Annotated in this window: 4 protein-coding genes; all 4 read right to left on the reverse strand. The window is 48.6% G+C overall.

Features of this window, described 5'->3' with window-relative positions; genetic code table 11:
• Nucleotides 1-26 precede the first annotated feature (26 nt).
• Nucleotides 27-7,319 (reverse strand): amino acid adenylation domain-containing protein, encoded by a 7,293-nt coding sequence (locus QUA01_RS03435; RefSeq protein ID WP_333087551.1) that lies wholly within the window; start codon nucleotides 7,317-7,319, stop codon nucleotides 27-29.
• A 154-nt stretch (nucleotides 7,320-7,473) separates the two neighbouring features.
• A complete protein-coding gene (locus QUA01_RS03440; RefSeq protein WP_333087549.1) occupies nucleotides 7,474-8,349 on the reverse strand; it encodes a cupin-like domain-containing protein in 876 nt (291 codons plus the stop codon).
• Nucleotides 8,350-8,633: 284 nt separating this feature from the next.
• Complete coding sequence (locus QUA01_RS03445; RefSeq protein ID WP_333087548.1) at nucleotides 8,634-13,679, reverse strand: aminotransferase class III-fold pyridoxal phosphate-dependent enzyme; 5,046 nt, start codon at nucleotides 13,677-13,679, stop codon at nucleotides 8,634-8,636.
• A 160-nt stretch (nucleotides 13,680-13,839) separates the two neighbouring features.
• The gene (locus QUA01_RS03450) at nucleotides 13,840-17,250 is read right to left on the reverse strand and encodes a non-ribosomal peptide synthetase (RefSeq protein ID WP_333087546.1); all 3,411 of its coding nucleotides are present in this window, start codon (nucleotides 17,248-17,250) and stop codon (nucleotides 13,840-13,842) included.
• Nucleotides 17,251-17,262: the final 12 nt, after the last annotated feature.

Raw genomic sequence — 17,262 nt, forward strand, 5'->3', positions numbered from 1 at the left:
ATAACCAATAACCAAAAGACTTAACATTATTGACAATTCATTTGCCGAGCGCGATCGACCGCAGCCTGCAATTTTTCCGCCAGTATACGAACGTGCGGCTCTTGTAACATCCCCAAATGGTCGCTAGGGATCTCGTGAATCTCTATTCCTCCTGTAACTACCTCGCCCCAACCCAATTCGGGATCGGCATCAAACAAGATGGCACTCTCAACCGCTTTGAAGATAGTCGCTCCACCCGAGTAAACTCCTGCTACATAGTGTCTCAATGCCTCTTCATTGAGTTCTCGATGAGTGAAGTTTTCCAGATCGATCGGCAAGGGACGCCCGATCGCTTGGTAAAACTTAGAAGAAATCCTCCATATTTGATTAGTAATACTTTCGACTTTTCCCGCCAGATTGCTCTGAGTTTTTCGCAGAAATACACCGGGAGTCATGTGTAAAACTTTCATCGCCCGTTGACCGCGCTTTACTTGAGGCAAATTTTTAAAAGCATCCGGGCCGTAGGTATCCAACAATCCCAGCAAAGCTACCTTTTCACCTTTGGCATGAAGTTGCCTAGCTATCTCAAAAGCTACTGTTCCACCAAAAGATACTCCTAACAGAAAATAAGGCCCGTGCGGCTGGAAAACTTGCATTTCTTTGATGTAATAAGCTGCCAATTCCTCAACTCGATTTGGGGGAGCCAGATTTTCATCCATAATCTGGGTAGACAGTCCCAAAATAGCCTGCGATTGCTCCAAATGATTCAGTAAAGGACGGTAAAATTCCAATCCCCTACCGAGTACGTGAATGCAGAAAAGAGGAGGTTTGTAACTCCCTGTTCCCGGTTGAATCACTACCATTGACGGAGAGGGAGACGACCATTCCGGTTCGCGGAGAATATCAGCCAATTGTTCGACTGTTGGCGATTGGAAAATTGCAGATAGTGGCAGTTTTTTGCCGAATACTTTTTCAACTTCAGCTAACAAACGCGCTGCTAACAGCGAATGCCCTCCTATCTCGAAGAAATTGTCCCTGATGCCAACTGAATTGATGCCTAAAACTTGTTCCCAAATTTGCTTCACTTGGAGTTCTAATTTGTCCCGGGGGGCAACAGCAATTGTTTGATCGGGTGCAACGCTGGCAGATTGCCACTTTTGACTTGCCAAAGCGTGGCGGTCAACTTTGCCGTTGGGGTTCAAGGGCAAAGCATCGAGGAACACAAACCCAGCGGGTATCATGTAGTCTGGCAGTCTTTTTTGCATGAAACTTCGCAGGGTAGCGGCGGCGAGAATTTTGCCTGGGCCCGGGACTACATAAGCTGCGAGACATTTATTCCCCGAAGCATCTAACTGAACTGCGACAGCCACTTGACTCACATCTAAATGTCCAGCCAGTACGGCCTCAATTTCTCCTATTTCAATGCGGAAGCCGCGAATCTTTACTTGATTGTCAATGCGTCCCAAATACTCGATGTTACCATCGGGCAGATAGCGGGCTAAATCTCCTGTTTTGTAAAGGTGATTTGCAGAAGGAAGAAGGCTTGAAACCGATCGCCCTTCGGCATTTTTCCATCCATCTTCTTGGTTGGCGATCAAAGGATTTGGAATGAATCTTTCGGCTGTTAAATCGGGGCGGTTGAGGTAGCCTCTGGCTAAGCCTGCACCGCCTGCATACAACTCGCCCGGAACGCCGATCGGCACTGGCTGCAAATGGCGATCGAGTATGTAAACTTGAGTATTGGCGATCGGTCTGCCGATCGGCACCGAATTGCTAATTTGACTGTCACGGGCGATCGCAAAACAGCAAGTAAAAGTCGTATTTTCTGTCGGCCCGTAACCGTTAATTAATTGGCAGTTTGGAGCCTCTCTCAGCAATTTCTGGACGTGGGGAACAGATAAAACATCGCCGCCAGCCAACAGTAGACGTAAGCCCTTTAAATCCTCAATCCGCTCGTCTACCATCAAGTGAAACAGTCCGGCGGTCAGCCACAAAATTGTCACTTTATATAAACCGATCGCCTCTCCCAGCTCTGCTAAAGATGGAGTTCCTGGGGGAAAGACAACCAGTTGCGCCCCGTTAAGCAGCGCCCCCCAAATTTCCAGCGTCGAAGCGTCAAAGGAAATCGGAGCCAGTTGCAGGAAGACTTCGGCGGCGCTGAAGCTCGCATAATCGGTGTTTTTAACTAACCGCACTACCCCACGGTGGACGACGCAAACGCCTTTTGGTTTGCCTGTGGAACCGGAAGTATACATGACATAAGCCAGATTTTCCGCCTGCGCGAGATTGGCAAGATTCTCCTCACTTTGTGCGTTTATTTCCTCCCGCACCTGCTCCAAACAAACTATTTTTGCTTCAGTATCGGGCAGCTTTTCTGTTAAATGCTGTTGAGTTAACAGCACCGATAGGGCGGCATCTGACAGCATGAATTCCAGACGGTCTTGGGGATAGGCTGGATCTAAAGGCAAGTAAGCAGAGCCGGCTTTGAGCACAGCTAAAAGCGAAACGATCGCATCCAAAGAGCGATCGAAACAAACACCGATTAAAACTTCCGGCCCAGCCCCCAAAGTTTGCAAGTAATGGGCGAGTTGATTGGCCCGAGAATTTAGCTGTTGGTAAGTTAACTGTTGTTCGCCAAAAACTAAGGCTACAGCATCGGGAGTTTGCTCTGCTTGAGCCTCAAATAACTCATGTATACAAGCATCTTGAGGATAATTTGTGTCCGTGTGATTCCAATCCACTAGCAACTGCTGTTGCTCCGCTGCTGACAGCAAAGGCAACTCCGAAATTCGCCGCCGTGGATTTGTAGCAAGAGCCTCCAGTAAAATTTGAAAATGTCCCACCATCCGAGTCATGGTTGGGGTATCAAACAAATCCGTATTATATTCCAGCAACCCCTTGAGACCAGCCGCGCCCTCTTCCAAGGACAGAAGCAAATCAAACTTCGACGTCACAGTCTCAATCTCCAAAGCAGTCACAACCACACCCGGCAACTGCAATTGTTCCGTCGGAGCATTTTGCAAAACAAACATTACCTGGAACAGAGGATGATAACTGGCATTCCTGTCGGGTTGCAATTGGGCCACAACTCGATCAAAAGGCAAATCTTGATAAGTATAAGCATCTAAAGCCACGTCCCGCACTCGCTCAATCAATTCTGCAAAGGTAGGATTCCCCGACACATCAATCCGCAATGCCAAAGTATTCACAAAAAACCCAATCAACGATTCAATATCACCGCGAGTGCGGTTCGCAATTGGGGAACCAATCACAATATTCTCCTGACCGCTGTAGCGTGACAATAAAATTGCGAAAACTGATAACAGCGTCATAAACAGAGTCGCCCCTGATTGCTGACTCAAAATGTTCAATCGCCCAGCCAGTTCGGGATTGACCTGAAACAGTTCAGTGCGACCTCGGAACCTTTGCACAGAAGGGCGTGGTCGGTCCGTGGGAAGCTGCAACAGCGCCGGACATCCTGACAACTGTTGCTTCCAGTAGCGCAGTTGAGTTTCCATTACACTTTCCGTCGCCCACTGACGCTGCCAGCAAGCGAAGTCGGCATATTGGAGGGGCAGTTCCGGTAAGGGAGAAGGTTGACCTGTACTCCAAGCAATGTAGAGTGTGCTTAACTCTTGCATCAACACCCCAATTGACCAACCGTCAAACACAATGTGGTGGAATGTCACCAACAAGACATGAGATTCTGGGCCCAGTTGCAGTAGAGTCGATCGCACCAAAGGTAACTGTGTCAGGTCAAAAGTATAATTAGCTTCTGCTAGCGCTAACCGCTGCACTTCAGCATCCTGCTTAACTATCGGTAGTGCCTGCAAATCTATTACGGACAAAGTTACTGTGAGAGTGGGAGCGATCAGTTGCACAGGATCACCATCCACAGAAGGAAAAGTCGTGCGGAGACTCTCATGACGGCGCACTATTTCCATTAAACTTTGCTCCAGGGTAGCTATCTGAAGCGGTCCGACCAGGTACAGAGCGATGGGTATATTATACAAACCACTTTCCGGATCCAGTTGGTGTAGGAACCACATTCTCTGTTGAGCAAAAGACAGAGGAAATTCCTGCCGTCGGACAACCGATGGTAAAGGCGATGAAGTTTCCTCAGAATCTGAACCCCTTAACTGTTTGCTAACTTCTGTGGCTAAACCTGCTATGGTTGGGGCTAGAAATAAAGTGCGGAGTGACAAATCTACCGACAACTGATTGCCGAGGCGGAAGACGATCTGTCCTGCCATTAGTGAGTGTCCGCCTAATTCAAAGAAATTTTGGTGAATGCCAATGCGCTCAATCCCCATAACTTCGCACCAAATGCTAGCGATCGCCTCTTCTACAGAATTGCTCGGTGCCACAAAACTGCTTTCTGTTTCTGTTTCTAAAGTAGAGGGTGCTGCGGGCAAAGCGCGGCGGTCTACTTTGCCATTCGGCGTCAGGGGCATCGACTCCAGAATCACAAAAGCCGCAGGCATCATATATTCTGGCAATTTATGCTGAATCCCATTGCGCCACGACTGCACAAGAGCTTGTTTTTGCTCAGTATTAACATTAGTTTGATTCAGCACCAAATAAGCAACAAGTCGGCGATCGCCTGGGCGGTCTTCTCTAGCAATCACTGCCACAGTTTTGACTAGCTGCTGATCTGCCAGCACTGCTTCAATTTCACCCAATTCTATGCGGAAGCCACGAATTTTTACTTGATTGTCAATACGTCCAATGTACTCAATATTCCCGTCAGGCAAATAGCGACCTAAATCGCCTGTTTTGTAAACTCGATTGGTAGTGTGAAATTTTTCACCAATCGGATTAGGAATAAATTTTTCGGCAGTCAAATCAGGGCGATTGAGATAACATCTGGCTAACCCAGCACCACTGATGTAGATTTCGCCACTGCTACCAATAGGAACCTGTTGCAAATGACTATCGAGGATGTAAATTTGGGTATTAGCAATAGGTTTGCCGATGGCCGGAGATTTATTGGTGCCGATTTCGACTAAGGCATAAGTCGAGTAGGTGGTGTCTTCCGAAGGCCCGTAGAGATTAAAGACGTACTGGATGTTTTGCTGGTAAAGCTGCTGGGCCAGTTGATTGCTGAGGGGTTCGCCGGCGAGATTGACGGTGTTAACTTGTTTTGGGATACCCATTTTCAGCAATTCTGCGATCGCCGTCGGTACTGTATTAATCAGCGTAACTTCCCCAGCCGCAGGTAAAGTGGGTAGGTGCAAAGCATTTTCAGCGAGGATGACTTTGCCACCACAACTCAGTGGCAGAAATATCTCGAAGACTGAGAGATCAAAGCAGATCGAGGTAGAAGCTAAAACGCCGGTCAATTGTTCTGGTGTAAAGACTGTTTGCGCCCAATCTACGAGAGCAACTGGACTGTGGTGTTCGATCGCTACTCCTTTGGGTCTACCTGTTGAGCCACTGGTATAAAGAATGTAGACTAAATTGGCGGGCGAACAGTGATCGATCGGGTTTTCTGATTTCTGATCTGCGATCGCATTCCCATCTTTGTCCAGACAGACTGGATGAGCATCCGATTTAGGAATTTCTGCCAACAATTTCTCCTGAGTCAGCAGCACTGCCACTTGGGCATCCGAGAGCATAAACTCAATGCGTTCTTGAGGATATGCTGGGTCTAAAGGTACATAAGCACCACCGGCTTTGAGAATTCCGAATAGTGCGACAATCAGATCCAGAGAACGTTCCAGACAGATACCCACTAAAACATCTGGCCCAACTCCCAATTTTTGTAAATAGTGTGCTAGTTGATTGGCCTTGGTATTTAACTCCCGATAAGTCAGCCGCCCGGTACCAAACACCAGCGCCACTGCTTCTGGGGTGCGTTCCACTTGCGCTTCAAATAACTGGTGAAGGCATTGGTTTTCGGGATAGGGTTTCTGTGTATTGTTCCAGGTAGCTAGTAATTGCTGTTCTGCTGCTGGCAACAAAGCTAATTGCCATAAAGGTTGCGTAGGATCGGCAACAATACTGAGTAATAATTGCTCGAATTCTGCTAGGTGACGGCGCACGGTTTCGGCATCAAACAGGGTTGTGTTGTACTGACACTCTAAGACGAGTTTACCGCCGGATTCCAAGGCATTGATAAATAACTCGAAATTTTCGCTACTTCTGGGATTCGAGAAATATTCGACTTGCAGGCCGTCAAATGTTAGCTGTTCACTTTTTAATCCCATATCGAGATTAAAAACTACAGAAACTAGCGGAATACGACTGGAGTCTCGCGGCAGTGTCAATGTTTTGAGCAGACTACCGAAGGAGATTTTTTGATGTTCGTAAGCATCCAACACCAACGATCGCCGATTTCGCAGATAATCAATAAACGATTTTTCTCTCTCAATGTGAGTACGTAACGGCAACAAGCTCACACAATGTCCCACAAGCTGGGTACATCCCGACACTGATTGTCCTGCAGCAGGCATCCCGACGACTAAATCGTCTTGTCCGCACAAGTCGGACAACAATATTTCAAATGCGGCCAGCATGGTAGTTAAGAAACTGCACCCAGATTTAGCCCCTAGACGTTTGAGATTTTTGACTAAAGCCGCATCCAGAGGCCAATCTTCTCGCGCTGCTTTGTAAGTCCGTAGGGGGGGGCGGGGACGATCCGTGGGCAAATCTAGGATAGGAGGGGACGAGCTAAATTGTTTGAGCCAATATGCTTCATCGGCCTTCATTTCTGAACTATCGGCCTCTTGTTCCTGTAAAAATGCGTATTCGCTGAAACGTATTGATTCTGAAAGATTGGCAACAACACCTTGTTTACGAGCTGAATAAAGAACTCCTAAATCTGGCAAAAGAACGCCCCAAGACCAGCCATCGCAAATAATGTGATGCGCGGTGAGCATCACTATGTATTCTTGCCCTTGCAGCTTGACAATTTTAGCGCGAAATAGTGGGCCGCGCACGAGGTCGAAAGATTGCCCAACTTCTTGCTGTTGCAACTGAGCGAATTGAGTTGGGCTATCACTCATCATTGACAAATCGATCAAAGGAATATCAATTTCACAAGAAGCTGCTATACAAAGTATCGTGCCATTGGGACTAAATGTCAGACGCAATGCTTCATGCCGAGCTACAAGTTCTTGAATCGAATAACGCAATGCTTCTAGATCGAGATTTCCCACCAATCGCAGCGACATTGACTCGTTGTAAGCACAATTAGCATCATCCTCCATTTGTGCAGAAATCCAGATTTCCTTTTGCGCTTCGGTCGCTGATATACACCCAACCAACTCTCCACCTACAAACGGATCGAATTCCACAGGTGTGAAGTTTTTGTGTGATTCAAATAGTTGTTTGTTCATAGATTTTCGATGGATTTAGATATAATTAGATCGATTTTTTTGTCAATTTTACTATCTGAATTATTCTGATAGTCGCAGTATGATTTGGCTCAATTTCAGTAATTGAACTTATTAGTGGGGGCAGAATGCACCAATAAATTCAATCTCCCTGAGCTTACCGGGTTCCCGTCAATTTTTCGCGAGCACTAAGCACGGCACCTGCACTTTTCAGATAGGCTTTGATCATCTTGGCTTTGAGCGAATTTTGACCTCTGGGAATGCAACATTCGTTCGTAAAAAAGTCCCAATTTGATTCGCAAAGTTGGTCGAATGCGACGGAAATTGTTAAAGTCAGCGATCGGGCTGTGTGATACCAGCCGCAGGGTATAAACAGCGTTTCACCGGCTGAGATTGTAATTGTTGTTGGCGTAGCTTCAGCCAAAAGCGGATATTTTTTTAAGTCGGGATTGTGATGGTTTTCAATCTCAGATAGCCAAGGAGCACCGGGTTTTGGGTAAAGATATTTTTGCTGTTCCGGCGGAAAGATTGTAAATTCTTTTTCCCCGTAAACTTGATTTATATACGCATAGAGTCCGAGAAAATCGTAGTGCAAATAAGGAAACGATCCGCCCGGCCCGCCGAAGAATATTTCTAAGTCGTACAAATCATTCAGCAGCATATTCGGGATTAATGGGCTGTGAGTGCGATCGGGTTGGGCAATACTCGGTCTGGGAGAAATATCAGGCTCTAAATCGGCAAAATCTTTGCGGACATTGAGTTTAAAAGGATAGGGAGCCGGATTTTCTTTTGTGGATTTTTTTAGCAAGTCGAACAATTTTGCGAGGGTGTAAATCTTGCCACCTATTTCAATTTCGCGATCGCCAAAATTTTCTTGGAAATAATCGGGCGTAAATTTTGTTAGGGCGGGCCAATTTTTGGATAAATCTGTAAAAATAACTGGTTTCCCCGGATTGCGGTACTCACTGACAAATTCCTGGTGAGTCAGGCCTGTGCGGCGGTCTATTTGAAGAGTTTTTGCTGTTTGGAGCATTTGGGTTTTTCCTGTGTTGCTTATCAGATATCAAACGGTTTGTAGTGCGGAATTTAGTCCGACTCTGGGAGTGGACTGAAGTCCACACTACGAACGAAAACTATTTTCTATTTGTAATTTTTTTTGGGATTGCGATCGATCTACCGCAATAATATTGGTTCGTACTGCGGACTTGAATCTGCAGTATAAGAACGGACGTTCGTCCGCACTACGAACCTTTTTTGGGGATTGTTGAATTGTTGGTACACCAACCCCTTAGGGGATTTAATTGCCAACTTTAACAATCAATTCGATAAATTATCTCCTACTTGTAAATGTTTGCCGGGGCGCTCTGGATCTGCTACGTACCAAGCGGGATTGCCGTTAGGATCTCGCCCTAATTTCGCACCGGGTACGGGAGCATTGTTGGCGAAAGCGGTTGAGGACTTTCCTCCATTAATATTACTGTGATTGTGGAATTCGATCGCCCTCACAGTTTCCCCCGATCCACCGGCTAAAAATCCGGCTGACTGCAATTCGGCAATACTGTTTTTAAATGCCTCCTTGATAAAAGCAATATCTGCGTCGGAATGGGCTAGGGTCAGGAAACACGGGCGGTGATCCCAAATGTGAATGCCTTTTTCCCGCAGCGAATAGAACAGCAGTTCTCCATGAGCAAAATCTTGCGGGTAGGTGATTTTGAACAGGGAACCGAAGTTTTTAACAGTAAAAGGTGCTTGCTCGCGATCGAACATGGCGTTCAATTCTGCAACTAATTTGTCGGTTTTGGCATTGAGTTCGCGCTGCAATGAAGGCCCGCCCCGTTTCAAGTATTCGAGGGATGCTTTGGCGGCTGCTAATGTCAGCGGGTGGCGCACAAAAGTTCCGGCAAAATAAGTAACGCCTACTTCGGGGAAAGAGTCGTCTCCGAATTGCCAAAATCCGCCATCTAATGCGTCCATCCAGGCAGATTTACCCGCAATTACCCCGATCGGCATCCCCCCGCCGACGACTTTGCCGTAGGTACCAATATCTGCTTGTACGCCGAAGTATTCTTGAGCGCCGCCCGGTGCGACTCGGAACCCGGTAATCACTTCGTCCATGATGAAGGCGCAACCGGCTTGTTCGGTAATTCGTCGCACTTCGTGGAGGAATTCTCGCGGTTGCCAGTCGGGGCGGCGGCTTTGTACGGGTTCTACCATAATTGCTGCAAACTCGCCCGCCCGCGCTTTGAGAATTTCCAGGGATTCGGGGTCGCCGTAGTCGAGGATCAGGGTATTGTCAACGGCGGATTGGGGAATTCCCGGTGCTGCTGGGAGCGATCGCAATTTCTTAGTTCCGCGCACGATTACTTCGTCGAAATTTCCGTGATAGTCTCCGGTAAATGTGACGATCGTATTGTTGCCGGTGACGGTGCGCGCGAGTCGCATTGCACCCAAAACTGCCTCAGAACCTGTATTGCAGAATGCCACGCGATCGTGCTTGGTCATTTCGCACACGAGTTCGGCGACTTCCCCGGCTAGCGGTGTTTGCGGCCCGATTTCAAAGCCTAATTGCATTTGGGCGGCGATCGCTTCTGTGATAAATGGCGCTGAATATCCGAAAAAGTTCGACCCGAAACCGTTGGTTAAATCGACATATTCGTTATCGTCTTTATCCCAAAGTTTGGAACCGGACGATCGCACTGTGACAATTGGATAAACCAACTCTTTCATCGTCCGGTTAAAGCCGGAAACTACGCGCGGATCGGCGAGGTGGTGGCGGTGACTCTGAGCGTACTGTTTCGATTTTTGGGTTCGCGCCGTGTACCGCTTGACAAATGTTTCTAAATATGCTTTTTGCGATGGAGTTAAGGCACCGCGATCGGAGGTGTCGATGCGGGCGGCCGCGCCGAATACTTTTTTGGGCTCGGCGGTGGGTTCGGCGGATGGTGCAGGTTGGGCGATTGGGGCGATCGTGCTGCCGTTATTGTGGGATTGCGGGATCTGTTGCACCGGTGCGGGGGGCTGCACCATTTGAGGTGGGGCTGTCGGTGTCGGCTGTGCGGGAACACCGCCACCTAACAATTCTAGGTGTCGCGACATAATCTGCAACTGCTGGCCGATCAAGTATTCGAGGTTGCTGGATTGTAAGGGTTGCAATAGGTGAGCTGGCGGGGCGGGCAGATTTACCGGGGCGCTGGCTGCAATTGGTGCGGGAATTGGTGCTGCAATTGGTGCTGCAATTGGTGCTGCAATTGGTGCTGCAATTGGTGCTGCAATTGGTGCGGGCAAAACTTCCGGCGGCAAAGAGCCGTCGATAAATTCAGATAAAGTTTCGAGACTGGGGAAAGTTTCTAGTAGCTGGCGGAAGGTAATTTTAACCTTAAATTCTTTTTGGAGGTTCAGCGCTACTTGAGTCAAAGACAGAGAATCCAAACCCATTTCTAAAAAGGTTAGATCGTCGCTGACGTTACCTAAATCTTCACCAGAAGTTTCTTCTAAGATATTTTTGATTTTGGGAATTAGTCTTTTTTTGCGAGCTGGTTGTTGGGTTGCGATTTGTGAATTTGACATGGGTAATGAGTTGATAGTTGTTAGTTGGGCATCGGGAATTGGGGATTGGGCATCGGGAATTGGGGATTGGGCATCGGGAATTGGGAGTTGGGAATTCTCCCCCTCTCCCCGTCTCCCCGTCTCCCCCTCTCTCCGCATGGGTTCTATCCAGAAGCGTTTGCTCTCGAACGGATAAGTTGGTAAGGGGAGGCGATCGCGCGTTTCTTCCTGATAAAAACTCTGCCAGTCGATCGCCACTCCGCAGAGCCAAAGCTGTCCGACGGCGCTTAACAAAGCAGTCCATTCAGCATTGTTATCTGGATTATCGGTTAGAGAAGAAATAGCAACTTGCTGTTTCAAATCCTTCGATTGTTTGCGAGCCAAAGTAGCAGCCGTGGTTCTCGGCCCAACTTCCAAAAGCACGCGATTCGGATCTTGCCAAAGTTCTTTGATGCCGTCGGCAAAACGCACTGTCGCCCGCAAATGCCGCGCCCAATACATCGGATCTGTTGCTTGTTCTGCGGTGATCCAACTAGCAGTTACAGTCGAAACAAAGGGGATAGTTGGCGCTGACAACTGCACTTTTTTCACGTATTCGGCGAAAGGTTCGACGATCGAATCTACCATCGGCGAATGGAAAGCGTGGGAAGTGTGCAAGTGTTTGCAGACAATCTTTTCGCTGGTTAATTGCTGTTCAAAAAGTGCGATCGCATCTGTCGGCCCAGAAACCACGCACAAATCCGGCGCATTCACCGCAGCCACTGCCAAATCCCCACTCAAGCGCCCTTCGACTTGCGTCGCCGGCAAGCGTACCGACAGCATCGAACCACCGGGCAAATCTTGCATCAAGCGCCCCCTCGCAGCCACCAGCATCAAGGCATCTTCTAGGGAAAACACGCCGGCGATAGTTGCCGCCACAAATTCGCCGATGCTGTGCCCGATCGCACCTTGGGGAGTTACGCCCCAACTCTGCCACAGTTGAGCCAGCGCGTACTCTACGGTAAATATTGCAGGCTGAGTTAAGAAAGTTTGGCGCAGCGACTCGGCGGCTGTCGCTTCATCGCTACCGGGATATAGCACTTCGCGCAAATCTCGGCCGAGGTGCGGCTGCAAAATTTCGGCGCAGCGATCGACCGTTTCGCGGAATAAAGGCTCAGATTCGTACAAATTCAAGCCCATATTGACGTATTGCGCGCCTTGTCCGGGAAACATGAAGATTACCGCCGGATTTCTGGCTTCGGTGCAGCGGGTTGCTGTACGCAGCGGCGGCAGCGATTCGAGTAGCTGCACGGCATCGGCGCGATCGCTACAAACCGCGAAGCGGCGGTAATTAAAGGCTTGCCGCCCGGTTTGCAAGGTGTAAGCAGCATCGGCGAGCTCTATCTCTGGGTTTTCGTCGAGGTGCGATCGCAAATTTGCGGTAGCTGCGTCTAAAGCAGATGGAGTTTTTGCCGACAGCAGTAGCAACTGTCTGGGGCGAGAAGGGCTTGACGGTGTGAGTGCCGGCGCTTCTTCGAGGACGACGTGAGCGTTGGTACCGCCGACACCAAAGGAACTGACTCCGGCTCTTCTGGGCGTTGTGCCTGCTTTCCATTCCGAGAGTTCGGCGTTGACGTAGAAGGGACTGTTGGCAAAGTCGATCGCCGGATTCGGTGTTTGGTAGTGGAGAGTGGCGGGTATTTGTTGGTGTTTGAGGGCTAAAGCTGTTTTAATCAGCCCTGTGACTCCGGCGGCGGCGATCGTGTGTCCGAAGTTGCTTTTGACGGAGCCGATCGCGCAAAATTGTTTGGCTGCGGTTTCGCGTGCAAAAGCTTGAGTCAAAGCTGCAATTTCGATCGGATCGCCGAGGGGAGTTGCCGTGCCGTGGGTTTCGACGTAGGATATCGTTTCTGGATCTACGCCGGCCATCGCCTGGGCCATCGCGATCGCGTCTGCTTGCCCGTCTACGCTGGGCGCTGCGAAGCTGACTTTGGCTGCCCCGTCGTTGTTGAGGCCGACGCCGCGAATTACCGCATAGATTGTATCTCTGTCGGCGATCGCCTCTTCCAAACGCTTCAGTACCACAGCCCCGCCTGCGTTGCCGAATACGGTTCCTTCAGCCTTAGCATCGAATGGTTTGCAGTGTCCGTCGCTGGAAAACATCCCCCCTTCTTGATACAAATAACCGCTATTTTGGGGAGCTGTAATTGAAATTCCGCCGGCGAGAGCTAAATCGCATTGATAGCTCATTAAGGCGTAAAAAGCTTGACAAACTGCAACTAATGATGTAGAGCAAGCGGTATGGACGCTGACGCTGGGCCCTTTGAGATTGAGTTTGTAAGAAGTGCGGGTAGCGATGTAGTCTTTTTCATTTCCTACCATTACCTGAAACTCGCCCGCGCGGGAAATTATGTCCGATCGTCCGGCGATGTTGTTGGGAAAATAGGTATTGTTGCCCGTGCCGGCGTAAACTCCGATCGAGCCGTTGAAAGTATTCGGATCGCAGCCGGCATTTTCTAGGGCGGCCCAAGCTATTTCTAAAAAAACGCGCTGCTGCGGGTCGGTAATTTCGGCTTCGCGGGGACTCACGCCGAAAAATGCTGCATCAAAGCGATCTGCACCGTCAATAATTCCTCTAGCTTTGACGTAATTCGGATCTTGTCTGAGATTGGGGTCAATGCTAGGGTCTAGTTCTGCGTCGCTGAACAGCGCTGTAGACTCGACTCCGCCGCACAAATTTTGCCACAATTCATCGACACTTGCAGCACCGGGAAAGCGACCGGCCATGCCAATAATTGCAATCCCGTCAAGTTCTGAGTTTTCCTGTGAATTAGTCATAAGTAAGCCCCTATAATTAAACGTAAAATACCTAATATTCAACAGCTCGTTACATTATTTTTCTTCTGTCTATCCTCCTCTTTTAAATAACTAATAACCACTAACTAATGACTAATGACTAATGACTAATGACTAATGACTAATGACTAATGACTAATGACTACCGTCTTTTGGTAAACTGCTTCGATCGATTAAAAGCAGCTTTTTGTCGATCGGCCCTATCTTGAAATTTATTACTAGACTGATTCGTACCCTCTCCTTGGTTTAAATAATTGGCCAATTGGGCGATCGTCGGATGCTGGAACAATTTCACAACTGGCAAGTCTTTTTCTAATAGAGCCCGCACTTGCACAGCAATTTGCAGAGTCATCAGAGAATTACCTCCAATCTCGAAGAAATTGTCATGAATCCCCACGCGATCGAGCTTCAGCAACTTAGACCAAATGCCCGCTAGCACTTTCTCCAACTCGCCTTGCGGCGCCGCGTAACCCTGGGACAGTTCTTGTCGCTGTGAGTCAGGTGGCGGCAGGGCGCGGCGGTCAATTTTGCCGCTGGGTGTCTTCGGCATCGCCTCCACAGTCACAAACACCGCAGGCACCATGTAATCGGGGAGTTGTCCTTGCAATTGGACGCGGAGGTCTGCAATTGTTAGTTGCTCTTGTGGATTGACTGCTAAATAAGCCACCAATCGTTTGTCCCCCGGTGTGTCTTCCCGCGCTAGCACCACAGCTTGTTTAATTGCCGGATGTTTTGCGAGTGCAGTTTCGATTTCTCCCAACTCGATGCGGAAGCCGCGAATTTTGACTTGACCGTCAATGCGTCCGATGTACTCGATATTACCGTCGGGCAGGTAGCGGGCTAAATCTCCTGTTTTATAAAGGAGATGTTGGGCATAATTAGATACTTCTTGGCTGTCAGCAATCTCTGGTTTCTGTGCATCTTCCTCCAATCTAAAATCTAAAATCGGCAATCTAAAATCGCTTAAGGGATTGGGAATAAACCTTTCAGCAGTCAAGTCGGGGCGGTTGAGGTAGCCGCGCGCCAAACAGATGCCTCCAATGTGCAATTCCCCAGGAACGCCGATCGGTACAGGCTCACCATTCTGGTGTAACAAATAGATTTCCGTGTTGGCAATAGGGCGGCCGATCGCAGGAAGTGCGGGCCAATTTTCCGGCGGGCCGCTGAGGGTATAAGCTGTGACAACGTGGCTCTCCGAGGGGCCATATTGATTGTGCAGGGTGCAATTTTCTAGTTGCTGAAAGAAACTGGTAATGTAACGGTTGACTTGCAACTGTTCGCCGGCGGTGACTACTTCGCGCAGCGATTTTGGTACTAGCTGATAGCTATCGGCGGCTTCGGCTAAATGTTGCAGGGCGATGAAAGGGAGAAATAGTCTTTGAATCTTTTCTGTGTCGATTAGCTGCAACAAACTCCGCGCATCTCGCCGCATTTCTTCGGTGATGAAAACGAGGGTGCCGCCCGCACACCAAGTACAAAACATTTCTTGAAATGAGACATCGAAGCTGAGGGAGGCAAATTGCAGGGTTTTGGCTGCATCTTCCAAGGTGGAGTTTTGCAGTTGCCACGCAATTAGGTTGACTAGGGCGCGGTGCGGGAGGAGAACTCCTTTGGGTTTGCCGGTGGAACCGGATGTATATATTGTATATGTTAAGTTTTCGGGAGATACGGTGCTGGCGGGGTTTTCGGTGCTGTAATTGGCTATTTCTTGCCAATTTGCGTCCAAACAAACGGTTCGTGCTTGATGTTCCGGCAAGCCGGATACTAGGTGAGATTGTGTGAGTATAACGGGAGTTTTGGTGTCGGCTAACATGAAAGTCAGCCTTTCTTTGGGATAAGCTGGATCGATCGGCACGTAAGCTGCGCCTGTTTTGAGAATGCCTAAAACGGCTATCGCAATTTCTAAGGAACGTTCCATGCAAATCGCAACTAAAACATCGGGCCCGACTCCTAATTGCTGCAAGTAATGGGCTAGTTGATTCGATCGCGAATTGAGTTCGCGGTAGGTAAGCTGCTGTCGGGAATTGTGGGGAAAAACGGCGGCAATGGCATCGGGCGATCGATCGACTTGGGCTTCAAATAATTGGTGAACGCATTTGTCATCGGGATAATTTGCCTCAGTTTGATTCCAGGCCTGCAACTGAGCAATTTCTGTTGCTGTTAGCATTGACAATTTGCTGATTTTATGCTGGGGATTCGCGGCTATACTTTCGAGCAAAGTTTGCAGGTGTCCCAACATTCGGGTAAGGGCGTTTTCATCGAACCGCTGGTGATCGCCCGCAATTTTCAGCAGCAATTCGTCTCCCCCGTAGCCGTAAACTGTTAGGGGAAAACTCGTCTGTTCTAAAAGCTGAAATTCTCGGTTTTTCCAGTCATCGCCTAGAGATTGCAGGGCAGAATTGAACTGGCACTTTTCAACTACTAGCAAGCTTTCAAATAAAGCGCTGCTGCGGGAGATTTCGCTCCATTCTTGAGTTTTGGCCAGCGGTACGTCACTGTATTCTTGCAGCACATTCCATTGATTTTGCAGTTGTTTCAGCCAATCGATGGCTGGCATTTCTGGAGTGACAATTACTCTCAGTGGCAAAGTATTGATGAACAATCCTACTGCTGGTTCTATTTTTTCTGTATTTGGCGATCGACTGTTGCAAATAGATCCAAATACTACATCTTGCGAACCGGAACAGCGGCTCAAAAGTAAAGCCCAGACTCCTTGCAGCAGGGTATTCAGGGTTAGTTGCTGTTCGTGAATTAGAGAGTTTAAAGCTGTGGTAACACTGCTAGAAAGCCGGATTTCGGGAATTGTCGGCAACAGGCTTCTTTCTTGTTCCACAACTGATAAATTTTCTGGTTGGGCGGGCATCTTCCCTGTCCTGGAAAAATCGCCAACCAAAGGGGTCCGATCGCCCAAACCGCTTAAGTATTGCCTCCAAAATGCTTCTGTTTTCGAGATATCTTGCTGCATTCGATGGCTGGGATCTCGATCGCACTGGGGCGGTGTTAATTCTAATTGCCGATCGCCAGTCAGGGCTTCGTACAAGGTAAAAACTGCTTGCAAAACAGTTATTGCCGAGGTACTGTCAAGCAAAATATGGTGATAAGTCCAGATGAGTTTGTATTCGGTTTCCGCAACTCGGAACAAAGCCAAACGCATCAGCGGCGGTTGAGTTAGGTCAAATCCTTGCAGGCGATCGGCTTGCAAAAAGGTTTGCAGTTTGTTAGTGCGATCGTCCTGGGACAAACTGCGCCAGTCTTCCTCAACTATTGACAGTTCGACTTTTTGGTGTACAGTTTGCACCGGCACCTCTCGATCCAACCAACTAAAACTCGTTCTCAAAACTGGATATCGATCGACACTTTGGCGCCAAGCATCTACAAAAGCTGAAACATTCAATTCTTCGCCCAGGCTGCACAGTACCTGTTCGATATCTACCCCTGACTGTTGGCCTGAAAGGCCCTCGAACAACATCCCCTGCTGGATCGCTGAAAGTTGATAGGAAGATTCGCTATCAGTTGCTACAGATTGGGGATGGTCTGCTGCTGGCAAAGACATACTTACCTGCGA

Source organism: Microcoleus sp. S36a_B3 (assembly GCF_036700745.1).
Classification (GTDB): domain Bacteria; phylum Cyanobacteriota; class Cyanobacteriia; order Cyanobacteriales; family Microcoleaceae; genus Microcoleus.